The sequence below is a fragment of the Shewanella sp. SM74 genome, from assembly GCF_025653725.1.
Taxonomy (GTDB): Bacteria; Pseudomonadota; Gammaproteobacteria; order Enterobacterales; family Shewanellaceae; genus Shewanella; species Shewanella oncorhynchi.
Window position 1 is genome coordinate 57,558 of sequence record NZ_JAKKRZ010000004.1, and the last position, 25,780, is coordinate 83,337.

The window sequence follows — 25,780 nt, forward strand, 5'->3', positions numbered from 1 at the left end:
ATGGTCATTGAAGAAGATGTTGGCAAATTGATTGATACTGAACTTTATAGTTCATTACTCGTCTATGCAAAAAAGAATAGCAAAGTAAATGTGAATGAATGTGATCTACCTAAAGTGTTATTAGCCTATGATGCACAAAAAATAAACGCCGCCGAGTTTTCTATTTTAGAGATGGAGAAGATAGTGTCATCGAACATGCCACTATTTACTCGTTTCTTCGATAAAAAAATAGATACTTTTATTGATGCACCAGATGAGCAAGAGAGCAATGATGATGTTATCGCAACACTGCCTTTTTATAAAAATTTCTTGGTGATATACATTATTGAGTTCTGCCTCTTAATTGAAAAGCAAGATGAACTAGAACGTTATCTTAAAAAAATAAGAGTACCAGGCAGCAAAAAATATTCACGAAAATTAAAGGAGATAATGACTGCTTTGTAATTGAGAACAGTCAGAGTAATACGTGTATATAATTTTGAAAAAACTTGATAGATCTGACCATGGTTGGCAACCTTAGTTATTTGGAGTTCGCATGTTTGCAAAGTCAATAACCATTTTTCCTTTTGGTGATATTTCAGGAAAAGGTCAATCAAAAATCTGGGAAAGGAAGTTAGATATACCTTATTTAGGGGATGGCTTTCTCATACGTATTTGGGGGACAAAAGAGGGACCAACAGTATCCCAATGTGAGGCATTCGATAAACTCATCAATAATGCAGAGCAGATTAGAAAAGATGCAACTGCTAGGATTATTCATTTCCTTACCTCTTCTGACATTGTTCCTGCAGATATTGAGCTCTCCTCATCCAATGTTTGGGCATTTTTGTTGCCATGCTTGATCGAAGTTCATGCAAATAATGAATACAGCCTTGGTGTTGGTAAGCTAGGTTCAAATGCCATTACTATTGGATATGATATTTCTTGGGGTAAAGGTTTTCCCCTTTTGTAGATAGGTGTTTTAGATGGCTTTATCGATGAAATATATTCCGAATAGTGATTATCTGCTTTTTACTAGCAGTTTAATATATGAAAGGATGAATCACTAAAACCATAATATTAGTTAAGGTTTTAGTGATTCATTTTATTTTAAAAAGTTAGATCGTTAGGTGTATTTTTGGCAACACTAAATGCTATTTTAACGAGGCGATAAAGGCTTCAGACTTTTGGCGGTAGGATTCTTCAAATGCAATGATAGCAGCTATGATACCAGAGCCCAAAAGCACTTGTAGAGAGGGGATAAGAGTAGCTATGCCCACTGTCGACCAAAAGTTAAGGCTAAATCCACGTGTCATCCAAAACTGACTCGCTAGGCCAATTAATGAAAGCACGACGGCTAATAACGAAACAACGGTTGTTACTCGGGTAATCATTAATAGTAATGCTAAGTTTTTTGAGGATAAATTTTTATAGGGTTTCATTTTTACTCTTTCCTTAAGTATTTAATATTTTTGTATGTTTAATTTATAAACTAGTGAAGCACTCTTTGAAAAAAAGCTACCGCTTGCAGGTACATTTGCAGTGCGAGTGCGGGATCATAGCGTTCGCCTTCATCACGCATAAAGGCGTGTTGGGCGTTGACTTCAAGCCAAGTGAAGTTACGGTTCAGCGCCATTAATTGCTGGTGGATTAGTACTCGTCCCTCCGCGGATACGTGGGGATCTTGCTTGCCGAACACTAACACTAATTCCCCTTGAATATCACCGCTGCGGCTCAATGAGTCATTGCCGTAAGCGCAGGGTAGGGTGTTGGAATGAATGTCGGTAGGATAGAGGCAAAATGCACCTAAAATAGCGGGGTTGAGTGCGGCGCGGTAGGCTAAGTGGCCGCCGATACACACGCCCATAGAGCCAACTTTGCCATTGCAGTAAGTTTGTTGAGTGGCAAAATCGATCAGTGCTTGGGTATCGCTATCGTGGTGTTCTAGGGGTTTGGCAAATTTATCGGCGTTACCTTTATCTTTACCTGATTCATCATAGGCCAGCACTGTGCCTAAAGGATTTAGTTCATGGAACACTTCGGGTACTAACACCACAAAACCGTGGCCAGCAAGAATAGTGGCGGTGCGGGCGATGGGCGCAGTTTGCTGAAATATCTCGGAATAAAAGATGATACTTGGGAATATTCCCTGTGCTTCTGGGCGATAGATATAGGTGCGCATTAGCCCTGAAGGTGTGGAGATATCCTGAATTTCCTGAGTCACTAACATATTTATATTCCTCTATGAGGCTTCAAACGTTGAAGCCTCACTTTAGCAGTCAGGATTTTATCTGTCAGTTAAAACAATTCGTTACCTGAGAGTTCACCAGCACATAGTGCTTTTATATTACTCAAGGTCGTTTTGGCAATGGCGCCTAGGGCTTCTTCGGTGAGAAAGGCTTGGTGACCCGTGAAAATCACGTTATGGCAGGCTGATAAACGACGGAATACATCGTCTTGAATAATTTCATTCGATTTGTCTTCGAAGAACAGGCCCTTTTCGTTTTCGTATACATCGAGCCCAAGCGAGCCGATTTGCCCCAGTTTTAATGCTTCCATTGCGTCGAAAGCATTGAGTAAACCACCGCGGCTGGTGTTGATCACCATGACACCGGGTTTCATCTTGGCGAAGCTGGCTTGGTTAAGTAAGTGACGGTTATCCGCGGTCAACGGGCAATGCAAGCTGATGATATCGCTGTTGGCATAAATAGAGTCGAGATCTTGATATTCAACATTCAGCGCGATGACAGCCGGATTGATAAAGGGATCGAAGGCAATGACTTTACAGCCAAAACCGAGCAATACCTTGATGGTTGCTACGCCGATTTTACCTGTACCAATCACGCCGACGGTTTTGCCGAACATGTTAAAGCCGACTAAGCCTTCGAGGGAGAAGTTGGCATCGCGAGTGCGTTGGTAAGCTTTGTGGATTTTTCGATTCAGTGTCAACATCAGTGCGACTGTATGTTCGGCCACGGATTCAGGAGAATAAGCAGGTACGTTAACGACTTGCATGCCTAAGCGTTTAGCGGCAACTAAATCGACGTTGTTAAATCCAGCGCAGCGCATGGCGATAATTTTTGTGCCACCCTTAGCGAGTTCGACCAGAACTTCTTCACAGAGTGAATCGTTGACGAAGGCGCAGACAATTTCAAAACCTTCGGCAAGCTTCACTGTTTGCATGCAGAGGCGATAATCGAAGTACTCAATTTGTGCACCAAACGCAGCATTTGTGCGGTTAAAGTGCTGCATGTCGTAATGTTTCGCGCTAAAAAATCCAATTCTCATTTCAGTCACCTAACGGGTTTGCTGATGTAATTATCTGGCAAAGAGTGTAAGTGAGTTAGGGCTTTTTGTCCTTAGCCTTAGAAAATTCCCCTTTAAAAGAGTGAGCTTTATCATCAATTGGGAATAAAAAAGCGAGCCCCTGACGGCTCGCTTATTGATTGACTGCTTTTACTTGAAGTGTTCAAGCTAGAGCTCTCATATTGAAAGTCGTACTATATGAGCTGAGGGCTAGTCCTTTAACCCTCCGTTATTGCATTTTACTTTTTGTCTTTAGCGTATTTAGCTGCAGATGCACCCGCGATACGGCCATAAGTAACGATATCGGAGATAGCATTACCACCTAAGCGGTTAGCACCGTGAACGCCACCTGTGACTTCACCTGCTGCATATAAACCATCAATAGGTTTGCCTGTTTTTTCACTCTTCACTTCGGCTTTAGTATCGATCACAACACCACCCATAGTGTGGTGAACTGCTGGCGCGATTTCGAGAGCGTAGAAAGGTGCAACAACTAATTCACGTGGTAAATCAGGACGTTCAAATTGAGCATCTTTACCTGATTTAACAAAGCCATTATAAGCTTTCACTGTTTTAGCGAGTTCGGCCGCTGGAATATCTAACTGTTTAGCCAGATCTTCAATTGTTTTGCCTTCTTTAACAATGTTCAGGTGCACATAGCCTTCGATAGCTTTTAAGCTCTTACGGATAGAGTCATCGAATACCAAATAAGCACTTTCGCCTTTTTGTTGCAGAATCGCGGCAGACGCTTTGTCACGGGTGGTGATTTCGTTCATAAAGCGGTTACCTTCACGGTTAACCACGATCGCACCGTTACCACGTACCGCTTCGGTGATCATCACACCACCAGCAGGTGAATAAGTAGGGTGAGCTTGAATAAACTCTAAGTCGCGAGTTGCCGCGCCCGCTTGCAATGCCACGTCTAAGCCATCACCTGTAGCACCTGGGTGGTTAGTCGCTTTAAAGCCTTTTAACTTAGGATCATACTTAGCTACACGATCGTTATTTTTCGCAAAACCACCCGCTGCGATAACGACAGCGTCAGCTTTGACCACGTAATAACCTGTGTATTCACCCTTCACTAATACGCCGGTAATTTTACCGCTCGCATCTTCAAGAATACGTACTACACGGCTGTTTAAGCGGATGTCAGTACCACGTTTCACTGCATTGTCCCATAGAACTTGTGCTACGTGTGCACCCACGCCAGCGCCGCCTGTTGGACGGTGACTACGGTTAACACTTGCGCCACCCATACGACCTACGTCAGTCATATCGGCACCCATAGAGGTTAACCAATCGATAGAGTCTGATGAGTTGTTGGCTAAGGTTTTGACTAATTCAGGATCGTTAATATTGCGACCACCTTTCATGGTGTCGTCGATCATGATTTGTTTCTTGTCTGCGATACCTAGTTTAGCCTGTGGCTTAGTTTCTGCAGCGTTCATACCGCCAGCAGCAAGTTTAGTGTTTCCGCCTGGGATAGGTTCTTTTTCAAGCAGGATAACTTTAGCGCCTGCATCACGGGCTGAAACGGCTGCAGCAAGACCTGCACCACCTGAACCTATGATCACGACATCAGTGGTTTCTTTTGCGCCAGCGGCAATGGCTTTATCTTGAGCAGCTTTGTCTGCATCAACAGGCACAAACTTACGTTCCCACTTACCACCGTAAGGCATATCGAAGCCGAAGCTGTGACAAGCATCGCAATAGGTGACTGATTTTTCATGACCTTTATGGCAGCTAGTACAAGCAATTTCGCCAATTAGGTGAGATTTATGGGGGGATACTTTATCTTTAGGTGCAGCGGCGGCCAGTTCTTTTAAATCACCGTGGCAGCTAACACACTGAGCATTTTCATGGGTAAGGTTGTCGTTGGTGACGCCACCTTTGTCTGATACGTGGCAGCTGTCGCAGCTACCCATTTCACCGTGAAAATCGGCTAGCACTTCTGGTGCTGCATAGGCAGTACCTGCCATAGCGCCAGAGATCAGCATGGCTAGTGCTGTTTTTTGAATCTTTCTTGTGAACATGATAGTTCCTCCGCCGTATATTCATCTACTTAATAAGGGTTATTCATCGTGGCGTGATATTTATTTTTTACGCAGCTCACGCACTGTTAGAGCATTCTCCATTTGCAAATTTAGCACTATCTAAAGAGGTATATGTGTGTTCAGATCACATAACCTTTGTTACAGCGAAAATAACATATTTAAAATGTGCAATCGGATGGGAAATATTAATGAAGTTGAGACTAATCACTGCTTCAATACGGTATAACATGCGTTAGTTAACATATTGAATGGATTGATTTTAACTTTATAAAATAAAAATGGCATGAATTATGGCTTTGGTGGTGTGTTTTATCTATTTGTATTTTATAGATATTATAATTTAATCTTGTATATTGAGGAGATGGCTTATTTATTTTTATATATTCTATAAATAATGTTATTTCAAAAGCCTTTATTGTATAAAATTATATTATCATTTTAATTAAATGTTACGCAATTGATTCTTAAGGGGTTGTAATGCACAAACAAGGCATATCAGAAAAACGTTTTTGGTTTCAACGTTTGAGTAAAACCAGTTTAAGGGCATTACATATTTTAGGGATCGTCGGTGTCGGTGGTGGCATTTTATTAGATGTAAATAAAGTGCAATGGTTGAGTTATTGGTATCTCGCGATGACGACGGGCAGCATATTAATGTTGTGGGAAATCGTACGGGATTGGCGCTGGCTGATCCAGCTTAAGGGAGTGTTAACTTTAGTAAAAATAGGCTTGCTTGGCCTGTTTGTGCCGCTGGCTCATTACAAACCTGAGCTATTAATCGTGATACTTTTTTTGTCAGTTATCGTGTCCCATGGTCCTGCAGGGCTCAGGCATTATTCTATTGTGCATCGTCGGCAAATTGACTCGAAAAAAGAAATTAAGGGCTAATTGATATGTCTGTAATCCATACGTCAACTTTAACGCCTGCTGCGTTAATCACAGAGTTCGCTTGGCCTAATCCATCTGTGTCTAACTTAGACTTGAGTTGCTTCGATGGACTTAAGGTACTCGATCTCGCTTGCGGTTCTGGGCGTAATGGTTTGTGGTTTTTAGCGCGAGGGGCTGAAGTGACTTTTATCGATCGAGATTTGTCCGCTATGTCACACATTGATCAGGCTAATGCTTACAAATTACAAAGGGATTTAGAAGCAGAGGCAGGAGCATTATTGCTGGTTGAAGAGTACGATATTGTCTTAGTATTTAATTATCTGCATCGCCCATTACTGCCACAAATTGCTAAGGCGGTTAAGAGCACAGGCCTTATTGTCTATGAAACCTTTACAACGCAACAGGCGCAGATAGGTAGGCCACGCAACCCAGATTTCTTACTTACTGAAAATGAACTCAAATCAGTGTTTGCTAACTGGCAATCTTTACATTACTTTGAAGGTCGATTATGTGATCCGCAGTCCACTCAAAGCAGTTATAAAGCACAGTTGATTGCGCGAAAACCTACAACGTAAATTTATTGATTGAGACTCAGAGGTCGTAGGATGTTTCCCTATCCAGAGCAATATCGCATTGCAACGCCGCCGTTGACGACCGCCTTTATGGTGGCGTGGGCTTTATTCAGTCACAGCTTATTTTCCGATGCAAATCCTGTCGCACTCTATCCGTTGTTAGCGCTATTTCCCTTGGTGATTGGATTACACTTATATTTGATTTTGTTAGCAAAAGGAATGGGGCGACTCGATCAGTGTTTCTATGCCTTAGTGCATATCCCACTGGCGTTTGTGGTGTGGACATTCACTATTATGCACGTGAATGGTAACGCTTTTTCTTAAATTCGCCTGACGTTTTAGAGAAAATAACAAAAAAAAGCGCCCTGATAATCAGAGCGCTTTTTTTGATTTTGTATTGCTAACAATTAGGCCGTGGTGTTGATGTTGTGGCCTGCATTGCCTACGGGTTTTGGCGCCGCAGCTGCAATTAAATCTACCGCGATTTTACCTTCGGCTTTTTGCTGCTCTTTGGCTAACTGAGCAACCTTAACGCCAATTGCACCATTTTCTAGATTCGGTGCGATAGCTTGGGTATTCAGTGAAATTGACATAACTAACCTCGATTGTAAGCTGGATCCCTTTATCGGCAAACCCACGGTTAACTTTAGTCGTTACACATGAATTTGCCAATCTACAATTATTTTGCCTTGGCCGTGAACAGTTTGCGGCCGATGACAATTATTGCTGTAACGCCTAGTGAGCCTAAGATCAATCCAAGTGCCAGGCTCACATTTTGCAGTGCTGTTGGGTCAATAACCAGTGCGATACCCATACCCAACATCATCACGCCTGACATAAGTTTCAGGGTTTGGCCTTCTTTTTCGGTTAATTTACGTTTGCCTAAGGTCGCACTGAAAACGATAACAATAATAGCCAGCGGGATCACATATACAATATTGTATAAAACCAAATACATATAGCGTTCAATGTCTGGCAGATTGTGCATAGATAGCACACTGGTGTAGATCATTGGGAAGCCTGCGGTGCAAAGTAATTCATAGGCGTTGGCAAGGATAGCTAATACGGTAGAACCTATGAGTAACGCGCCTAAGTTACTGGAATTGGATAGTTTCCCCATGCGTTTTATCAGACTCGTACGATTTTCTGCCGACATCGATAGTGTCACTTCTCCCTTAGTAAAGAAGTAATCTTTGATATTGATGACTCCTGCGATCAAAGCTAAACAACCCGCTGCTAAAATGATCATACCGCCATCACTGCCTGCCCCCAGCAGTTGGAAGATGTTTAGCCATGCCGTCATAAACAGGAAATAGATAAAGCCGGAGAAGAATACGAAAATCCCGCCGACGAGTAACATGCGGCTGCGACTCTTGGCATTAACCATTATCGACAGTAAAAATAGCAACACAAAGAAGGCACAAGGGTTAAAAGCATCGACACCTGCGAGCACTAAGGTGAGTAACGGCAGAGACATAGTCTCTGGTGTCACTACTCCCACTAAAGGTAATTCAACGGGTTGAACTTCTGGCTCTGCAACGGGCTCGCTTAAGCTGGTGGCATCACAGGTGCCTTCACCAGTATCCGTGCCACAAGTGCCAAAGAGCGGTGCATCTGTTTGAGCGCTTGTGGTTGTGCTGGTGGCTCCTTTGGTGGGTAGGTCAGCGTCGCTCAGTTTACCGCCAAGGGATAAATAACAATTCTTCAGTCGATTGACTAAAAATTCACCCGTTACAGCTTCACTTGAATATCCCACAATGGCCTTTTCACAACTTGCCATATAGGGTACTGAGCGTGCTTCTGTACTGGTTTTGGAGGCGATATTTTGCCAAATATCCTGCACGCCGGGATCTGACACCCTATGGGATTCGAGTTCTATCCAAGGGTATTTTTGCGGTAATGAATCAATGAACGGATGGGCCTCTGCACAGTGCGGACAGGTTTTTGACCAAAAGAAATACAGCTTAATTTTGAGCTCACCCTGATCATTCACATAATGCCACGTTCGATCCGCTGAGCTTGAGGGTGTTGTCTCGGCCCAGCTCGGGATAGAAAAGGCAAAGAGGAATAATAGCGAGCAAAAGAGAGATAATTTCGATAGATATTTTGTCATAGCGCCTCCCACAGAAAGTGGGTTTAAGTATCGTCAAACGGTTCGATTATCTCTTACTCTACTTAAATCAATCATTTTGATTAAATTAGATATTAAGAAGTGTTAGTTAACTCGCGAATAATAATTTTTTGGGAACTGAAACCAGTTTATCTTCCTGTGAAATGGTGTGATGCACACTCACTCTCAGCTTGAGTCGTTATTGGCTAATAAAGAATAAAGCACCCGAGGGTGCTCTATTTCTGACGTTATCAACAGTTGTCGATGATGGGTTATGGTTAGCCTAGCGTTAAGCCATTTACGCTAAGTTTCACGTCGATATTATTGCGCGTGGCGTTCGAGTATGGACAAACTTGATGTGCATGACGCACTAGGGCTTCTGCGGCTTCTTGCGGTAAATCTAAGCTGACTTCTAAGGCAACCGCTAATGCAAAACCACCGGCGTCATTGGCACCTATGCCAACAACCGCACTGACTGGCGCTTCGGTAATATCCACTTTGCCGATTTTTGCGACGTGCAGAACGGCGTTTGAGAAACAGGCGGCATAACCTGCGGCAAACAGTTGTTCAGGATTCGTGGCGAGACCGCTACCGCCCATGGCTTTTGGATAGGTTAAAGCGACATCCAGTAAACCATCATCAGTGCTGACTTGACCTTGACGACCCGCTTTTGCTGTGGCACGTGTTTCATAAAGTGTTTTCATAGTATTAGACCTTCTGAGGTTAAGGATTAAGTAAATCGATTTAAATTGCGCGCAATTCAATTGTGATAAACTATAATTCGATCTTTGGTGTGAATGCAAGTATATTGTGCGCAATATATTTAATTTGTCGGATCTTCCTATGGCAACAACTCAAGCCAACACCCGTGTTAATACTGTCGATATGGCCGAAAATACCAGCACAGAGAATGCCTTATGTCTTGAGAATCAAGTGTGCTTCTCACTTTATAGTGCTGCAAATGCTATGGTGCGTGCCTATCGCCCTTTGTTGGACAAATTAGATCTAACCTACCCGCAGTACTTAGTCATGCTAGTGCTATGGGAAGAGCAGGGGATTAGTGTCAAAACCTTAGGCGATAAACTTTTCCTCGATTCAGGCACGTTAACGCCATTGCTGAAGCGGCTAGAATCTAAAGGATTAGTGACTCGTGGTCGTAGCGAGCAGGATGAACGCGTGAGAGTGCTGGCCTTAACGCCAGCGGGGTTTGCCCTCAAAACACAGGCAAGTGAAATTCCCCATTTGATGCGCTGTAAAGTAGGCGGCGAGGCGAGCGAACTAAAAGCCTTAAAGACCATGTGCGATCAAGCACTTAAGCAATTACATGCCAGTATTGATTAAACTCTTATCATCGAGATTTGATCTAAGATTAACTTATTGACATATTAACGCTTATTAGCGGTTCGATTGAGTGTAATGGGTTGTATGCTTGAGGCTCAGCGGGTCAGTCGTCTATTGAAGGTTAGCGAGAGTAAGTTATGGCCTGTTTCGATGTAGCCATTATTGGCGGTGGGATCAGCGGTGTCGGCATTTCCCAATATGCGGCGGCAGCGGGCTATTCCACCTTGCTGATTGAAAAGGGCGAAATTGGCGGCCAAACCTCAGCGAATTCCAGCAAGCTTATCCACGGTGGTTTACGCTATTTAGAAACTGGGCAAATTAATTTAGTCCGTAAGTCATTGCTTGAAAGGCGACATTTACTCAATCTTGCGCCATCACTTGTTAAAGCTGTGCCCTTTTATATTCCCGTGTACGACAACAGTCAGCGCAGTCCTTGGACCATTCGCGCAGGACTGAGTATGTATGCACTGCTGAGTGAATTTGATCCTTTAGGCCAATTTGTGTCAGTACCTGCTGTGCATTGGCATCGTTTCAAGGGATTAAAACTCTCTGGATTAAAAGCCGTATTTCAGTACTGGGATGCGCAGACCGACGATAAATTGCTCACTCAAGCGGTGGCGCGTAGCGCACAGGCACTGGGCGCTGAAGTGTATGCCGAGGCTGAATTTCTTGAGTTGGAACACAAGCGCGAGACCTGTGAGCTGAGTTTTAGCCACAGGGGCGAAATCCATAAAGCCGAGGCGAAGCTTGTGATTAATGCTGCAGGTCCTTGGGTGAATGCTGTTTTAAGCAAAGTCTTGCCCCCACTTGCGGGTGTTGAACTCGATTGGGTGCAAGGCGCCCATGTGTTGCTGAATATTCCCGCGCCCGATGGCATCTTGTACTTAGAGTCATGCTTCGATAAACGGGTAATATTTGTGATGCCTTGGTATGGTCAAACCTTAGTCGGCACCACAGAAACTGAATTAACCTCTTTAGATAAGCCGCCCCAAGCGACCGAGTCAGAAATTAATTATCTGCTTGGTATTTATAAGCATTACTTCCCGCTAACGCCGGAGATTGATGAGCTTAAGGCTTTAATTACCCAAACCTTCTGCGGTATTCGGGTTTTACCTAAGCAAAATAGCCAAGCCTTTGAGCGACCGCGGGATACGTTGATGAAAACATCAATTTCCCATCCGCGAATACTCAGTTTATATGGCGGTAAGTTAACGACGTTTCGCAGTACCTCAGCCGAAGTGCTTGAATGGATTGAAAAGGCCATAGGTAAGCGGCAGTCTATTGCTGATGTTGATAAACTCACCCTATCTTGAGTGCGCCGTGAATTATGCACTTGATGCTGATTTGAATATGCTTCAAGGTGATTTTTACCTGTAAAACCGCTACAGTGTGGCGCTTTTTTACTGATATCTAGGATCTGCCGTGAATGCTGCTATTGTAAATACCGCCAAGCAATGTGGTTATTTTAACCAAGGTCAGTGCCTTTCTTGCCGGCATATACAACAGCCTATGGTGCAGCAAGTGGCGGTTAAGACTCAAACTTTACAGCAACTACTCGCGCCTTTTATCCCAGCTAATTTGCCCGATATTTTTCAGCCGCCGGTAATTGGGGAGGACAGCGGCTTTCGTAATAAAGCTAAAATGGTAGCCTTAGGCGTCGCCCATGCGCCTGTGTTGGGGATTGTGAGCCCAAGTGGCGAGGCGGTAGATCTTTGCGACTGCCTTTTATATCCATCTGATATGCAAGATTTATTACATCGCTTAACACGCTTTGTGCAGCAGGCTGGACTTCCTCCTTATCGGGTAGATAGAGCCAAGGGTGAACTTAAATTTATTCTGCTGACCCGCAGTCAAGTGCGTGGTGAATATCTACTGCGGTTTGTACTGCGGTCCACCAATAGTATCGAACGTATCGAACGTGAATTACCTGCATTATTAGCTGAATATCCGCAAATAAAAGTGGTGTCAGTCAATATCCAACCGGTTCATATGGCAATACTTGAGGGTGATGAAGAGATTTTCTTAACTGAGAATACTAGGCTTGAAGAACGTTTTAATCATGTGCCTTTGTTTATTCGGCCTAAGAGCTTTTTCCAAACCAATCCACACGTTGCGGCTCAGTTATATCAAACGGCCCGTGAATGGGTTGCCGAGTTTTCACCTCATTCGTTATGGGATCTCTTCTGTGGTGTAGGCGGTTTCGGACTGCACTGTGCATCCAAAGATATTACCCTCACAGGGATTGAAATTGAAGCTGAAGCGATTGCCTGCGCGCAAATGTCAGCGCAAATGATGGGGCTCGAAAACGTACAATTTATGGCGCTCGATTCCACCGACTTTGCTAAGGGTAAAAGCGCTGCCGATAAGCCGGATTTGATCATTGTTAATCCACCAAGGCGTGGCATTGGCGAGGCGCTATGTCAGTCTTTAAGCGAGTTTGCCCCTAAAGCCATTCTCTATTCAAGCTGTAATCCCAAAACCTTAGCGAAAGATCTCGAACATATTCAAGGCTATCACTTAACCAAAGTGCAGCTATTTGATTTATTCCCCCACACGGATCACTTCGAAGTACTAGTCATGTTGGTGAAGGATTAGCTTTTTCTCTCATCATTTTATCACTAAGCATTTGTGTTCACTCGCTTTACGACTCTTGAAGTCCGCTCAAACAATCATAAGGACTCTACCATGTGGAGTCTTTGCAATACTTTTATCTGCGCTGCTCGCGTGAAACTTCATCAAAGTGTCTTTTTAGTGGCATAATCTTCAGCACTTTATGCATTGATGGGCGGCGATTTATGCTACAGATTTTCCTACGCTTTTTTACCTTGGGCTTGATGAGTTTTGGTGGACCTGCGGCGCACATTGGTTATTTTCGCCAGACCTTCGTAAATGAACTCGGTTGGCTCGATGATAAGCGTTACGCCAGTCTGGTTGCCTTAAGCCAATTTATGCCGGGGCCAGGGTCGAGCCAAGTGGGCTTTGCCATTGGTTATCAAAGAGGCGGGCTTGTTGGCGCGCTTGCTGCTTTTGCCGGTTTTACACTACCTTCCTTTATTTTGATGTACTTACTGGCGGTAACGACGTCGGCTTGGCTCGCCAATCATTATGTTCAAGGGATGATTTATGGGCTTAAGTTAATGGCCGTCGTTGTGGTTGCCGATGCCGTTCTCGCCATGTTTAAACAGTTCTGCCAACGCAAATCCGCACGCCTATTAATGTTAGTCAGTACTGCTGCAATCTTGATTGTGCCATCTATGTGGACGCAAATCCTTTTGTTACTTGGCGCCGCCACTATCGGCATCTATAAATTGAGTGCGAGCCAAGATGACACAGTAGCCCTGGCACCGATTCGATTGAATTACTTCTATTTGTTGCTCTTTTTCGTGTTGCTCATCGGCAGTTTTTTTATCGTGGATTTAGGCTCTGAAGCTTGGATCTTCGGTGAGTTTTATCGCGTAGGGAGCTTAGTATTTGGTGGTGGTCATGTTGTGCTACCTCTGTTGGAAACTGCGGTGGGTGATACCATAGGTGGCGATCGTTTTCTGACAGGTTATGCCTTTGCCCAAGCAGTGCCAGGACCTATGTTTACCTTTGCGACCTTTTTAGGCGCTGAAGTGATGTTAGATAAGCCCTTCATGGGGGCTTGCATCGCAACCGCAGCCATTTTTTTACCCGGTTTTTTACTCATGCTGGTGGGGTTGAAAAGCTGGCATGCGATTGCCGCAAGACCAAAAATTGCTGGTGCGATAGCGGGCGTCAATGCCTGTGTTGTTGGCTTACTTGCCGCAGCACTTTATCAACCCGTGTTTTCTCAGGCGGTATTCTCAGGTAAAGATATGGCCTTGGTATTGCTCGGTTTTGGTGCATTAAAGTTATTTAAACCACCCATGCTACAACTGGTATTAGGTTTTAGTGTATGTGGTGTGCTGCTTAATATGCTTTGAACTGAGTCGTTATTAATCGAATGTTTATTGAGCAAGATTAAGATTTTGTTACTTTAAGCGCATAGAAATACAACAATCTTAGCTATACTCCGAAGATACAAGTTGTAATCCTTTGGAGCATTCAAGTATGTCTAAGTTGAGTTTGCGCAATAAATTATTATTGCTATCGCTGTTCCCTTTGATCCTCGCATTATTGGTGTTGATGTCGGTTTCTTATTATGTCGAGAAAAATGCGCTTGCCGATGAGGTGGTTACCTTTAGATCTAAGCTCGTCGGTGAACGTAAACAACAAATTAAAGAAGCTACCGAAATTGCCGCTGGTATAGTGAATTACCAATTATCGTTAAAAGAACAAGGGAATGTGAATCAAGCGCTAAGAGACATACGTTTTGGCAGTGCGGGTTATTTCTTCATGTATGACTCTCAAGGGAAAAATATTTTCCATGCCCTAATACCGAGTTTAGAAGGGCAAAATAAAATGGATATGACAGATCCTCGCGGCACTAAAATTATCGTCGGTCTGCTCGATGCCGCTAAACGTGGCGATGGTAGTTTCTCCTATTACTATCAAAAACCTAATACTAATGAACAGATTGAAAAAATCAGTTACGCCATGATGATCCCAAGTACTGACTGGATGTTAGGTACTGGGGCATATATCGATGATATTGAAGCTGTTGTTGAAGATTATCGCCAGACAGTGACTGAGCAAATGGCAGAAAAATCCTTCGCGATTTTGCTGATAGCGCTTTTCCTTACGGGTATTACTGGCTTTATCATTATGATTGCCGCCCACCGTATGGTCGTGCCAATCAAGAATATGGCCGATAACTTAAATGATATTGCTAAGGGCGAAGGGGATTTAACCAAGCGACTTACCGTAAAAGGTGAAGACGAAATTGCCCAACTTGGGCGCTCCTTTAACCTCTTTGTCGATAAACTTCAGCATATTATCGGCGATGTTGCGACTGCGACGGCTAAAGTAAAAACGGCAGCCAATGCGATTCATGATCAAACTAAAGTCATGTCGAGCCAGTTGGTGAGTCATAACAATGAAACCGATCAGGTGGTGACTGCAATCACTGAGATGTCCTCCACTGCGAACGAAGTGGCTAAGAATACCACTCAAGTAGCCGAAGCTACTCACGCTGCTACTGGTGATGTGGCGAATGCACAGCGTTGTGTTGATGCTTCGCTTGAGGAGATTGCGTCTTTAATGTCGCAAATTAACAATGCGGCAGGCAGTATAAAATCACTCAGCGAGCAATCACAGAAGATCAACAGCGTGCTTTCTGTCATTGGCGGTATTGCCGAGCAAACTAACCTATTGGCATTGAACGCCGCCATCGAAGCGGCCCGTGCTGGTGAACAGGGTCGTGGATTTGCTGTGGTCGCCGACGAGGTGCGTAATTTAGCCAGTCGAACTCAAGCCAGCACGTTAGAAATCAACGAGATGTTATCGGCACTGCATAAGCTAGTGACCCAAGCCGTGAAAGCCATGGAAGAGAGTCAGCAAAGCTGTGTACGTTCGGTGGATTCTTCTCGTACGATTTCCGATAGTTTAGGCTCAGTCACTTCAGCGGTAACGGCGATTAATGATATGAGTACCCAAATTGCGGCCGCGGCGACAGAGCAAAGCTCAGTAACCGAAGAAATTAACCGTAACGTGTATGCCATCCAAGAGATTGTAAACGAGTTACTTCATTCCAGCGAAGATGCCGCCAGGATCAGTATGACAGTCTCGGAAGAAGGCATTAACTTGGGCAAGTTAGTTGGCCAGTTTAAGATTTAGTGTGACAGTTTAAGATTTAATTGCAGCAATCTTGATTAAAAACGGGAGACTTAAGGTCTCCCGTTTTTATTTGGCTTATTTACCTTTTTGAAGAGCACTTAATCCATCTACTTTAGTCAATTCAGCCTAGTCAGTTCATTCTAATCAATTTTCTCGGCAACCCGCTCAACCCTTACCGAGCAGACCTTATATTCTGGGATAAAAGCGACAGGATCGAGCGCATTGATGGTAAGTTTATTCGCCGCCGCTTCAACAAAATGGAAGGGCAGGAATAGCACGCCAGCTTGGGCTCTTTTCGTCACAAAGGCGTCGATTTCAATTTCGCCGCGACGGGTAGTGAGTTTGATTTTATCGCCATTGCCTATGCCGAGTTGCTCGGCGTCATAGACTGAAATCATTACTTTAGGCGAGCCGAGTAAGTCAAGTCCGGCCGTTTTACGGGTTAAGGTGCCTGTGTGAAACTGTTCCAGTAAACGTCCGGTCGAGAGGGTGAGCGGGTACTCACTGCAGGGCATTTCTGCGGGTAAGCGATAACTCACTGGCGTGAACTTACCTAAGCCGCGGGTGAATTGGCCTTGGTGCATAATGGGAGTACCTGGATGAGCTTCATCTGGGCAAGGCCATTGAATGCCTTGGGGAATTTTACCGTCAACTCTAGTGCTTAATCGCTGCCAAGTAATACCGCGATATTGTGGTGTCAGCTCATTGATTTCCTGCCAAATCGCTTCTTCATTAGGGTAATCCCAAGCGGCACCCATCGCATTGGCAATGGCTTGGACAATTTGCCAATCGGGCCGGGCTTCACCTGGCGGTAGCAGGGCCTGTTCGAGTCGCTGCACTCGTCGTTCAGTATTAGTGAAATGACCGCGTTTTTCGACAAAGGCCGCGGCGGGCAGAACCACGTCGGCAAGCTCGGCGGTTTCGGTGAGGAAGATGTCCTGCACCACTAAAAAGTCGATTGCATTAAGCGCCCTAAGCACATGGGCTTGATCTGGGTCGCTTAATACGGGGTTTTCGCCCATCACATACAACGCCTTGATTTTCCCTTTGGAAATATCATGCATCATATGGGTGGCGGTCACGCCAATTTCTCCCGATAACGGCGTTTGCCAATGTGCCTCGAAACGCATTCTGGCATGAATGTCAGTGACTTTTTGGTAACCACTGAAGAAGTTAGGCAGTGCGCCCATGTCACAGGCACCTTGCACATTACTTTGTCCCCGCAGTGGGTTAATCCCCGCTCCTTCAACTCCAATATTGCCGCATAGAAGTTGTAGATTAGATATGGTGGTGACATTGTCGTGTCCCGTCGTGTGCTGGGTAATGCCCATGGCATAGTAGACTGCGGTTTTGTCGGCCGTGCCTATGGTACGGGCGATGCGGGCGATATCTTCGGCTTTAACACCTGTTATCAAGGCTGCATTTTCTAGGCTGTAATCTACTTTTTTGAGTTCAGCATAGAGAGCATCCACGCCTTCGGTGCGCGCTGCAATATAGCTTTTATCCTGCCAGTCATTACGGATAATTTCCGCCATAATCGCATTGAGTAGCATGACGTCAGTGCCGGGTCTGTGGGCGACATAAAGCTGTGCACTGTCGGCAATGGCGACACGTTTAGGATCGGCCACCATTAATCTTGCGCCATGCAAAGCCACGGCTTGCTTAATTTTCGAGGCGATGATCGGGTGAGCACTGCTGGTGTCTGAGCCTATGATAAAAATCACATCCGATGCTTGAATGCTCGGAATGTCGTTGGTCATAGCGCCACTTCCGATACTTTGCTGCAGGCCTGTGACTGTGGATGAATGGCACAGACGGGCGCAATGGTCGATGTTATTGGTGCCGAGTATGCTTCTGACAAATTTTTGCAGGAGGAAGTTTTCTTCATTGGTGGCTTTTGCCGAGGCCAAGCTTGCCAGTGCATTGCTGCCATGTTGCTGTTTTATTTGCTGTAAATATTCGGCCACATAGGCGATGGCTTCAGGCCAACTACTTGGCGTGAGCTGGCCATTTTTACGAATGAGTGGCGTGGTGAGGCGTTTTTCACTGTGAATAAAATCGAAACCAAACCGGCCTTTCACACACAACATGCCTTGGTTTACCACAGACTCTTTATTGCCCTCGATATGACGGATCTGATTCGTGCTGGTATCGATTTTAAGGTCAAGCCGACAGCCTACTCCGCAATAGGTACAAATCGTTGAGGCGGTTTTGAGTGGCGTTTCATCGCCTTGGCGTTTATCCCGCGCATCGACGAGTGCGCCTGTTGGGCAAACCTGCACACAGTTACCGCATTGCACACATTTGCTATCGGCCATGCTAGCGCTAAAGCCGACTCTCGGTGCTCGGCGCGTGGCGGTTTCACTTATGTCTTGCGACAGCGCTTGATAGGAATCATGGGCAAATTGAATCGCACAATGGCCACTCTGCAACTGGCACACATCGACGCACTTACCGCAGCTAATACAACGATTTGCATCAAATTGAATGAACGGACTCGATTTATCGACCGAAAACTTACGCGCGCTTTGAGTGCTGAGTGACTTAGGTTCGACATGGTAGTCGGTCGCATAGTCCCTTAATTTACAATCCGTATTGGCTTGGCAGGCGCATTCGAGGCAGCGAGCCGCTTCTTGCATGGCGGCATCGGGAGCAAAGCCTAGTTCGACTTCGCCGTAATTGAGTAAACGTTGCACCGCGTTCAATTCGGGCATGGTTAAGCGGGCTTTACGTGCGACAGAGGGGTAGAGCTCGGTAGTTGGCAAGACTTGTTTTATTGTGTTACCGACGGCTTTTGATGAATTAAATTCAGTTGCATGTAGCTCACAGCTTAGGCCTTGTTTGAGCAATTTATCTATGGCAATTGCGGCTTTATGGCCATCGCCTATCGCGGCGACTGCGGTAGCAGGACCGCGGCGCGCATCCCCTACCACAAAGAGTTTTTCAACCCCGGACGACATAGTGTGCTCGCAGCCAATAAAGGTATTCCAGCGGCTGAGAGCGAGTTCACCATTGCTTAAGTGGCTCGCGGGATCTTGCATAAAACTCATATCGGGAGTTTGTGATACTGCGGCTATCACAGCGTCGAAATCTTGAGTAAAGGTTTCACCGGTATCAACGGGAGCGCGTCTGCCAGAGGCATCAGCTTCGCCGAGTGCCATCTTAGCGAAGGTGACTGAATGGACTCTACCTTGCGCATCGCTATGGTTTTCAAGCGGATTGGTTAAAAAATGAAACTTCACCCCTTCGACTTCGGCCTCATGTACCTCGTAAGCTTCGGCGGGCATTTCTGCGCGGGTACGACGGTAAATTAGGGTGACATCGCAGCCTTCACGCACCGCTGTGCGGGCGCAATCAATAGCGGTATTGCCACCGCCAATGACGGCGACTTTCTTACCTAAAACAAGTGTCTTTTCGAGACAATGATCTTTTAAGTAATCGACACCTAAGTAGCAACCCGCGAGTGTGCTGCCGGGATAATCCATAGGCACAGCTTTTTGGGCGCCAATGGCGAGACAGACGGCATCAAAATCTTCAACTAATTGATTTAAATGTATCTCGTTACCGAGACGAGTTTCTGTGTGTATGGTTAAGCCATTGCGGCACAGGAGTGCGATCTCCTTGTCTAGTATCGTTTTAGGTAAACGATACTCAGGAATACCATAACGTAGCCAACCACCCGCCTGTGGCATAGATTCGAATATCTCAACGCTATGGCCTTGGTTTGATAAGTAATATCCGGCACTTAACCCTGCTGGACCCGCACCGATAATGGCGACTTTTTTGCCCGTGTCGGTTTGGCGTGGCGGGACATAACTTATGCCCCCATTTTCGCCATCAGCTAAGTCGAGATCGGCGGCGTGACGTTTTAATTGGCGTATGGCAATGGGCTCATCGACGAGTCCGCGGCGACATTGTGCTTCACAAAAAGCAGGGCAGACACGGCCAATGGAGAGTGGCAGCGGCAAAGTTTGTTTAATGACTTTAACGGCTTCAGTATGGTTGCCTTGGGCTATGTGATACAGGTAACTCTGCACATCGACGCCCGCAGGGCATGCTTGTTGGCAGGGGGCTTCGCAATCGGCAAAATGATCGCTCAAGATCTCAGTCAGCGCTTGTTTGCGTTTTTGACTTAAGAATTCAGACTGAGTTATGACTCGCATGCCGACTGTGGCGGACGTTTCACAGGCGCGTACGCAGCGCAAACTGGCGTCGGAATTCTCAATCTGGACGACACACAAATTGCAGGCTTGCTTGTCTGCATGTTCGTGAACGCCTAATTGCTGCGAGGCTGCACTGGGATCACATAAGCTGGGTATTGCTATGCCAGCAGCATGCGCCACTTGCAGTAGGTTATCAGTCGGATTAACCGACAACACTTGGTCATCAATTCGAAGTTCTATCATCCCATGGCCTTTTTATATGTAGGGTGCTTAGCTGCTATAGCGCGGGGCTGCAGGCTTAGGTTGTTTCGAGTATACCTAGACAGCTTTAGAAGACGCTTATGGGCGAGTGAAGTTTGCTGCAAAATTGCAGCTTGAATCACAAACCCGCTCAGACTGTGCGCTGGTGAATGTTTGCTCTAATTTGATCGTGATGGGGTTGACGTTATCTGGCCTTTTTAGTTGCGTTTCCTTTGATATTATGGGGATTTTTTAGGCAGGAGATCGCTTGTGTGTCAGCCATTGGCCTCGCGCATAGCACTATCTTGGCTAAATTTAAGTAAGATCACAGTCTTAACTCATTGCTTTTTGTTAGTCTCGGCTTTAGTGCTGTGGTCTTTTAGCTTGGAAAATAATCCTTGTTATCCCATTTAATGAACAGTGCACCCCTAGGTTTACCAGTCTGGTTAGGTTAAAATGCGCGGTTGCAAATACTGTTAATCATCGCCCCTTTTAGTGGAAGATCAATTAAAGCGGCCAAATAAAGAAAGTTGAAAACTCATGTTTGAAGTTAATCCAGTAAAATTCAAAATTAAGGAGCTTGCCGAGCGCACGGAGCTTCTTAGGGGGTATCTTTGACTACGATGCCAAAAATGAGCGTCTAGAAGAAGTTACCCGTGAGCTTGAAAGTTCAGAAGTGTGGAACGACCCAGAGCGCGCCCAAGCCTTAGGCAAAGAGCGCGCCAGCCTAGAAGCTGTGGTCAAAACCATAGACGATATGGACTCAGGTCTTGAAGATGTTGAAGGCTTACTCGAGCTGGCTATTGAAGAGGAAGACGAAGATACCTTCAATGAAACCAGTAAAGAGCTGGATTATCTCGAAAGCCGTCTTGCCGATCTTGAATTCCGTCGTATGTTCTCCGGCCCGCAAGATGCGTCAAACTGTTATTTAGACATTCAGTCTGGCAGTGGTGGTACCGAAGCCCAAGATTGGGCCAACATGGTGCTGCGTATGTACCTACGTTGGGGCGAAGCCCATGGCTTTAGCCCTGAGTTGATGGAAGTAACCGATGGTGACGTGGCCGGTATTAAAGGCGCGACCATTAAGTTTACTGGCGAATATGCGTTTGGTTGGTTACGCACTGAGACTGGCGTGCACCGTTTAGTACGTAAGTCGCCATTCGATTCATCGGGTCGTCGTCATACGTCATTCTGCTCTGTGTTCGTTTATCCAGAAATCGATGACGATATCACGATTGATATCAACCCATCGGATCTGCGTATTGACACTTATCGTGCATCGGGCGCGGGTGGTCAGCACGTTAACAAAACGGAATCGGCGATTCGTATTACCCACTTACCGACGAATACCGTCGTGCAGTGCCAGAACGACCGTTCACAGCATAAAAATAAAGATGCTGCGATGAAGCAGCTGAAAGCAAAACTGTTTGAGTTAGAAATGCTCAAGCAAAATGCCGACAAACAGGCCGCAGAAGACGCTAAGTCTGATATCGGCTGGGGCAGTCAAATTCGTTCTTATGTATTAGACGATGCCCGCATTAAAGACTTACGCACAGGCGTTGAAACCCGCAATACTCAAGCGGTACTCGATGGCGATCTGGATAAGTTTATCGAAGCCAGTTTGAAATCTGGGCTGTAATTAATTCAAGGTATAGACGAGAAATAAGATGACTGAACAAGTAATTGATGAGAACAAACTGATCGCCGAGCGCCGTGCCAAGCTAGAAAGCATCCGCCCAAACTGTAGTGCTAATGCCCATCCAAATACCTTCCGTCGCACCCATAAAGCGGCTGAACTGCAAGCACAGTATGGTCAAAACACTAAAGAAGAACTCGAAGCCTTAGGTTTTAAGACCAGCATTGCTGGCCGCATCATGGCAAAGCGTGGCCCTTTCTTAGTGATCCAAGACGTGTCTGGCCGTATTCAAGCCTATGCTGAAAAAAGCGTACAAGCTGATTTGAAAGAGCGTTTTCAAGGTCTGGATATCGGTGACATCATAGGTGTAACCGGTCAGCTGCATTTGTCTGGCAAAGGCGACTTATATGTCAACATGGAACAGTACGAGCTACTGACCAAGGCGCTGCGTCCATTGCCTGCGGATTATTATGGTCTAGCCGATCAAGAAATGCGTTACCGTCAACGTTACGTGGATCTCATCGTTAACGAAGATTCACGCAATGCCTTTATCATGCGTTCTAAAGTGGTTTCTGCAATCCGTAACTTCATGATCAAAAAAGAGTTCATGGAAGTTGAAACCCCTATGATGCATGTGATCCCAGGTGGTGCTTCGGCCCGTCCTTTTATCACTCATCACAACGCCTTAGACATGCCAATGTACCTGCGTATCGCGCCAGAATTATACTTGAAGCGTTTAGTGGTGGGTGGTTTTGAGCGTGTGTTCGAAATTAACCGTAACTTCCGTAACGAAGGTCTGTCGCCACGTCATAACCCAGAATTCACTATGATGGAATTCTATATGGCTTATGCAGACTACAAAGATCTGATGGACTTAACCGAAGAAATGCTCAGCTCGATTGCTATCGAACTGCTTGGCAGTGCGCAAATGCCATACGGCGAGCACACAGTTGATTTCGGCGGCCCATACGCACGTTTAAGCATGTTAGAAGCGATTCAGAAGTACAATCCTGATAACGCGACTATCCAAGCTATGACCTATGAGCAAGTGAAAGATGTTGAATTCATGCGCGATTTGGCGAAAAGCTTAGGTATGAAGATTGAGAAGTTCTGGACTTGTGGTCAGCTGCTTGAAGAAATCTTCGGTGAAACTGCTGAATGGCAATTGATGCAACCGACGTTCATCACTGGCTACCCAGCGGATATTTCACCATTGGCACGTCGTAATGATGACAACCATTTCATCACTGACCGTTTCGAATTCTTCATCGGTGGCCGCGAAGTGGCTAACGGCTTTAGCGAGCTGAACGATGCTGAAGATCAAGACAACCGCTTTAAAGCACAGGTTGACGCGAAAGATGCAGGTGACGATGAAGCTATGTTCTACGATGCAGACTATATCACTGCACTGGAACACGGTTTGCCACCCACGGCAGGTCAAGGTATCGGTATCGACCGTTTAGTGATGTTGTTCACTAACACTCATACTATCCGTGACGTGATCCTGTTCCCTGCCATGCGCCCACAGGCGTAATGCAGTCGAACAAGGTATTTCGTTGTACATTTTGTTGTATTAGTTTAGCCACTCGACTTTTAGTAAGTCGCAATAGGTTAAGTTTACAGTGATTGATTTAGGTATGATCTGAGCATCGCTACGATGAAATACCCCCTAAAAAACCAGCCATTTGGCTGGTTTTTTGTTTTCTAAAATAGTTAAAAATAATGAGTGATAAAGTCGCACCATTAGTAACCTAAAAATGGGCTAGATGAGCATCATCAAGTGGCACGTTAGCTTTAGGTTGTGGCTATCGATCGTAGTGTAGATTGCGGGTTTAGCCTGTGAGTGTAGATAGTGTATTTAACTTGGGGTTGTATATTGGGATGTCACGAAACACTCGTCTATGCTGCTAGCATCTCGCCGCCAGTCACATGCGATATTGTCTGTGTTCATTTCATTTTCGATAGCGATGGTTTGCAGGAATACCTAGGGCAAAGAGTTCAAGAAGAGGCAATTGGGATACATCAAAATAGTTGGTTGTATTACTGAGTGCATAAATACTTCATAGGGATTATTTTTAAACGCGTTTGTTCATTTATACCCACTCGTACGGCTGTTTCAGATAATCAACCCGACATTAGTCTAATAGTGTGTTGCTTGACCTCAGTCGCTAACTCAATGAAACTCTCCATTAAATCACCTCCTACTAAAGTATGGATAATTAAATAATGTTAATTTTCTTTATTTGTATCGCACTCTTAGTGCTTGCATACAAGTTCTATAGTCCCTTTGTTGAGCGGCAAGCGGGTATCGATCCTAAAGCGATAACACCACAGGCGAGATTCGAAGATGGCGTCGATTACGTTCCGGTTCATCCGGCTAAAGCGTTTCTGATCCAGTTCCTCAATGTCGCTGGTGTGGGGCCGATATTTGGCCCGATCCTCGGTGCACTTTACGGCCCAATAGCCTTAGTGTGGATTGTACTGGGGAATATTATTGGCGGCGCAGTACATGATTATTTTTCTGGCGTGCTCAGTATTAAAGAAGACGGTAAGAGTCTGCCAGAGATTGCGGGCCACTACTTTAATATTTACTTTAAAGGCGTGATGTTGCTGTTTACCGCTATGCTGCTGTTTTTTGTGGGCGTGGTCTTCATCATGAGCCCCGCAGGTTTGCTGAGTAATCTCGATTATTTTAAAGACACCATCTTTGGCAATAATACCTTCTGGGTGTTAGTGATTTTAGTCTATTACTTTTTAGCGACTATGCTGCCGATTGATAAAATCATCACTAAATTATATCCCGCATTTGGTTTGTTGATGATAGTCATGACAGTTTCTATCGCCGTTGCTCTAATGATCAATGCGCCGCAGTTACCTGAAATGGGGGATGTGTTTGCCTATTTCGACCACAGCCATTACAACAATGAGTTACTCGAACCAAACCCTGATGGACTACCTGTTTGGCCACTGTTATTTGTGACTATTACCTGTGGTGCGATTAGCGGTTTCCATTCAACTCAAGCGCCCATCATGGCTCGTTGCTTGACGAATGAGAAGTATGTTCGCCCTGTGTATTATGGCGCTATGGTTGCTGAAGGTATCGTTGCTTGTGTATGGGCAACGGCGGGTATTGCAGCTTTCCCTGGCGGTTATGTTGAGCTTAAGAGTTTGCTCGACCAAGGTGGCCCAGGTTTAGTGGTTAACCAAGTGGCAACTACGTATTTAGGTGTTGCGGGCGGTATTATGGCGATTGTGGCCGTGGCTATCTTCCCTATCACCTCTGGCGATACCGCATTTCGTTCGCTGCGTTTGACGATTATCGATGCCTTCCATATTCCGCAAAGTATGCGTAATCGTTTATTGGTTGCAGTGCCTATTCTGACCATTGCGTACTTTATGACGAAGATCGATTTCTCTTTGATTTGGCGTTACTTTGCCTTCTCAAATATGCTGCTATCAACCAGTGTGTTGTGGTTAGCGACTAAGTATTTGTTCGATCGCGGGACCTTCCATTGGATTGTTAGCTTACCAGCAATTGGCGGTACCAGCGTTACTGTGTCTTATATTATGACTGCGGGTATTGGCCTAGGTTTACCGCAACCTTTGAGCCAGCCAGTGGGTATCGCTGTCGGGGTTATCTGTTTAGTTGCCCTGATCATTGCGCACAATAGACGCAAACCTGTGGCAGAAGCTAAATAGTTAGTTATCCCATAGTTTTACCCAATAAAAAACAAGGGCTGCATTTTGCAGCCCTT

The 25,780-nt window shown here is 45.3% G+C and carries 21 protein-coding genes; 13 read left to right on the plus strand and 8 right to left on the minus strand.

What is annotated here, in order from left to right:
- The gene (locus tag L5M49_RS06030) at positions 1–444 is read left to right on the plus strand and encodes a hypothetical protein (RefSeq protein WP_131525118.1); all 444 of its coding nucleotides are present in this window, start codon (positions 1–3) and stop codon (positions 442–444) included.
- Between the two features lie 91 nt (positions 445–535).
- Complete coding sequence (locus L5M49_RS06035; protein WP_263265641.1) at positions 536–952, plus strand: hypothetical protein; 417 nt, start codon at positions 536–538, stop codon at positions 950–952.
- Between the two features lie 181 nt (positions 953–1,133).
- Here the strand turns inward: L5M49_RS06035 and L5M49_RS06040 are convergent, their stop codons facing one another.
- The 4 genes from L5M49_RS06040 to fccA form a co-directional block, all read right to left on the minus strand.
- The gene (locus tag L5M49_RS06040) at positions 1,134–1,421 is read right to left on the minus strand and encodes a hypothetical protein (protein ID WP_173246570.1); all 288 of its coding nucleotides are present in this window, start codon (positions 1,419–1,421) and stop codon (positions 1,134–1,136) included.
- Between the two features lie 50 nt (positions 1,422–1,471).
- Positions 1,472–2,209 carry a dienelactone hydrolase family protein gene (locus L5M49_RS06045; RefSeq protein ID WP_131524705.1) on the minus strand — a complete coding sequence of 246 codons (738 nt, stop codon included), beginning with the start codon at positions 2,207–2,209 and terminating at the stop codon, positions 1,472–1,474.
- A 68-nt stretch (positions 2,210–2,277) separates the two neighbouring features.
- Positions 2,278–3,267 carry a 2-hydroxyacid dehydrogenase gene (locus tag L5M49_RS06050; RefSeq protein WP_105250073.1) on the minus strand — a complete coding sequence of 330 codons (990 nt, stop codon included), beginning with the start codon at positions 3,265–3,267 and terminating at the stop codon, positions 2,278–2,280.
- A 257-nt stretch (positions 3,268–3,524) separates the two neighbouring features.
- The gene (gene fccA, locus L5M49_RS06055; protein ID WP_113939829.1) at positions 3,525–5,318 is read right to left on the minus strand and encodes a fumarate reductase flavoprotein subunit FccA; all 1,794 of its coding nucleotides are present in this window, start codon (positions 5,316–5,318) and stop codon (positions 3,525–3,527) included.
- Positions 5,319–5,816: 498 nt separating this feature from the next.
- Here fccA and L5M49_RS06060 point away from each other — a divergent pair, with 498 nt between their 5' ends.
- The 3 genes from L5M49_RS06060 to L5M49_RS06070 are packed head-to-tail and all read left to right on the plus strand — an operon-like array spanning position 5,817 to position 7,123.
- Positions 5,817–6,227, plus strand: coding sequence for a hypothetical protein (locus tag L5M49_RS06060; RefSeq protein ID WP_113939830.1), 411 nt, complete (start codon positions 5,817–5,819; stop codon positions 6,225–6,227).
- Positions 6,228–6,232: 5 nt separating this feature from the next.
- Positions 6,233–6,802: a class I SAM-dependent methyltransferase gene (locus tag L5M49_RS06065; protein ID WP_263265642.1), complete on the plus strand. Its 570-nt coding sequence runs from the start codon at positions 6,233–6,235 to the stop codon at positions 6,800–6,802.
- 30 nt (positions 6,803–6,832) lie between these two features.
- Positions 6,833–7,123 carry a hypothetical protein gene (locus L5M49_RS06070; protein ID WP_105250069.1) on the plus strand — a complete coding sequence of 97 codons (291 nt, stop codon included), beginning with the start codon at positions 6,833–6,835 and terminating at the stop codon, positions 7,121–7,123.
- 83 nt (positions 7,124–7,206) lie between these two features.
- Here L5M49_RS06070 and L5M49_RS06075 read toward each other — a convergent pair whose 3' ends face one another.
- The 3 genes from L5M49_RS06075 to L5M49_RS06085 form a co-directional block, all read right to left on the minus strand.
- Positions 7,207–7,392 carry a hypothetical protein gene (locus L5M49_RS06075; protein ID WP_028759392.1) on the minus strand — a complete coding sequence of 62 codons (186 nt, stop codon included), beginning with the start codon at positions 7,390–7,392 and terminating at the stop codon, positions 7,207–7,209.
- A gap of 86 nt (positions 7,393–7,478) precedes the next feature.
- Positions 7,479–8,912 carry a cytochrome C biosynthesis protein gene (locus L5M49_RS06080; protein WP_263176843.1) on the minus strand — a complete coding sequence of 478 codons (1,434 nt, stop codon included), beginning with the start codon at positions 8,910–8,912 and terminating at the stop codon, positions 7,479–7,481.
- A 275-nt stretch (positions 8,913–9,187) separates the two neighbouring features.
- A complete protein-coding gene (locus tag L5M49_RS06085) occupies positions 9,188–9,613 on the minus strand; it encodes an organic hydroperoxide resistance protein (RefSeq protein ID WP_263265643.1) in 426 nt (141 codons plus the stop codon).
- A 139-nt stretch (positions 9,614–9,752) separates the two neighbouring features.
- On the opposite strand from L5M49_RS06085, the gene ohrR reads away from it, so the two are divergent.
- From ohrR to L5M49_RS06110, 5 genes are all read left to right on the plus strand, one after another.
- A complete protein-coding gene (gene ohrR, locus L5M49_RS06090; protein WP_263265644.1) occupies positions 9,753–10,250 on the plus strand; it encodes a hydroperoxide resistance transcriptional regulator OhrR in 498 nt (165 codons plus the stop codon).
- Between the two features lie 137 nt (positions 10,251–10,387).
- On the plus strand, positions 10,388–11,563 hold the full coding sequence (locus tag L5M49_RS06095; RefSeq protein WP_263265645.1) for a glycerol-3-phosphate dehydrogenase/oxidase: 1,176 nt from the start codon (positions 10,388–10,390) through the stop codon (positions 11,561–11,563).
- 109 nt (positions 11,564–11,672) lie between these two features.
- Positions 11,673–12,845: a 23S rRNA (uracil(747)-C(5))-methyltransferase RlmC gene (rlmC, locus tag L5M49_RS06100; protein WP_263265646.1), complete on the plus strand. Its 1,173-nt coding sequence runs from the start codon at positions 11,673–11,675 to the stop codon at positions 12,843–12,845.
- A gap of 200 nt (positions 12,846–13,045) precedes the next feature.
- Complete coding sequence (gene chrA / locus L5M49_RS06105) at positions 13,046–14,194, plus strand: chromate efflux transporter (protein ID WP_263145188.1); 1,149 nt, start codon at positions 13,046–13,048, stop codon at positions 14,192–14,194.
- 127 nt (positions 14,195–14,321) lie between these two features.
- Positions 14,322–15,986 (plus strand): methyl-accepting chemotaxis protein, encoded by a 1,665-nt coding sequence (locus L5M49_RS06110; RefSeq protein ID WP_263145185.1) that lies wholly within the window; start codon positions 14,322–14,324, stop codon positions 15,984–15,986.
- A 140-nt stretch (positions 15,987–16,126) separates the two neighbouring features.
- On the opposite strand, the gene fdhF is transcribed toward L5M49_RS06110, so the two are convergent.
- Entirely contained in the window at positions 16,127–20,392 is a 4,266-nt protein-coding gene (gene fdhF, locus L5M49_RS06115) for a formate dehydrogenase subunit alpha (protein WP_263265647.1), read from the minus strand.
- 537 nt (positions 20,393–20,929) lie between these two features.
- Between fdhF and prfB the strand changes: the two genes are divergently transcribed.
- The 3 genes from prfB (at position 20,930) to L5M49_RS06130 (ending at position 25,724) form a co-directional block, all read left to right on the plus strand.
- A protein-coding gene (prfB, locus tag L5M49_RS06120; RefSeq protein ID WP_168824900.1) for a peptide chain release factor 2 occupies positions 20,930–22,028 on the plus strand; the annotation gives its coding sequence in 2 pieces (ribosomal slippage) (positions 20,930–21,004 and positions 21,006–22,028; 1,098 coding nt in all).
- A gap of 28 nt (positions 22,029–22,056) precedes the next feature.
- Complete coding sequence (gene lysS / locus L5M49_RS06125; protein ID WP_006080389.1) at positions 22,057–23,559, plus strand: lysine--tRNA ligase; 1,503 nt, start codon at positions 22,057–22,059, stop codon at positions 23,557–23,559.
- Between the two features lie 692 nt (positions 23,560–24,251).
- Positions 24,252–25,724, plus strand: a complete 1,473-nt coding sequence (locus tag L5M49_RS06130) for a carbon starvation protein A (protein WP_173497338.1) — start codon at positions 24,252–24,254, stop codon at positions 25,722–25,724.
- Positions 25,725–25,780: the final 56 nt, after the last annotated feature.

Excerpts from the sequence above, each read along its gene's own strand:
- L5M49_RS06030 (WP_131525118.1), top strand. The coding sequence starts at position 1 with ATGGTCATTGAAGAAGATGTTGGCAAATTGATTGATACTGAACTTTAT.
- L5M49_RS06035 (WP_263265641.1), top strand. The coding sequence starts at position 536 with ATGTTTGCAAAGTCAATAACCATTTTTCCTTTTGGTGATATTTCAGGA.
- L5M49_RS06040 (WP_173246570.1), bottom strand. The coding sequence starts at position 1,421 with ATGAAACCCTATAAAAATTTATCCTCAAAAAACTTAGCATTACTATTA.
- L5M49_RS06045 (WP_131524705.1), bottom strand. The coding sequence starts at position 2,209 with ATGTTAGTGACTCAGGAAATTCAGGATATCTCCACACCTTCAGGGCTA.
- L5M49_RS06050 (WP_105250073.1), bottom strand. The coding sequence starts at position 3,267 with ATGAGAATTGGATTTTTTAGCGCGAAACATTACGACATGCAGCACTTT.
- fccA (WP_113939829.1), bottom strand. The coding sequence starts at position 5,318 with ATGTTCACAAGAAAGATTCAAAAAACAGCACTAGCCATGCTGATCTCT.
- L5M49_RS06060 (WP_113939830.1), top strand. The coding sequence starts at position 5,817 with ATGCACAAACAAGGCATATCAGAAAAACGTTTTTGGTTTCAACGTTTG.
- L5M49_RS06065 (WP_263265642.1), top strand. The coding sequence starts at position 6,233 with ATGTCTGTAATCCATACGTCAACTTTAACGCCTGCTGCGTTAATCACA.
- L5M49_RS06070 (WP_105250069.1), top strand. The coding sequence starts at position 6,833 with ATGTTTCCCTATCCAGAGCAATATCGCATTGCAACGCCGCCGTTGACG.
- L5M49_RS06075 (WP_028759392.1), bottom strand. The coding sequence starts at position 7,392 with ATGTCAATTTCACTGAATACCCAAGCTATCGCACCGAATCTAGAAAAT.
- L5M49_RS06080 (WP_263176843.1), bottom strand. The coding sequence starts at position 8,912 with ATGACAAAATATCTATCGAAATTATCTCTCTTTTGCTCGCTATTATTC.
- L5M49_RS06085 (WP_263265643.1), bottom strand. The coding sequence starts at position 9,613 with ATGAAAACACTTTATGAAACACGTGCCACAGCAAAAGCGGGTCGTCAA.
- ohrR (WP_263265644.1), top strand. The coding sequence starts at position 9,753 with ATGGCAACAACTCAAGCCAACACCCGTGTTAATACTGTCGATATGGCC.
- L5M49_RS06095 (WP_263265645.1), top strand. The coding sequence starts at position 10,388 with ATGGCCTGTTTCGATGTAGCCATTATTGGCGGTGGGATCAGCGGTGTC.
- chrA (WP_263145188.1), top strand. The coding sequence starts at position 13,046 with ATGCTACAGATTTTCCTACGCTTTTTTACCTTGGGCTTGATGAGTTTT.
- L5M49_RS06110 (WP_263145185.1), top strand. The coding sequence starts at position 14,322 with ATGTCTAAGTTGAGTTTGCGCAATAAATTATTATTGCTATCGCTGTTC.
- fdhF (WP_263265647.1), bottom strand. The coding sequence starts at position 20,392 with ATGATAGAACTTCGAATTGATGACCAAGTGTTGTCGGTTAATCCGACT.
- lysS (WP_006080389.1), top strand. The coding sequence starts at position 22,057 with ATGACTGAACAAGTAATTGATGAGAACAAACTGATCGCCGAGCGCCGT.
- L5M49_RS06130 (WP_173497338.1), top strand. The coding sequence starts at position 24,252 with ATGTTAATTTTCTTTATTTGTATCGCACTCTTAGTGCTTGCATACAAG.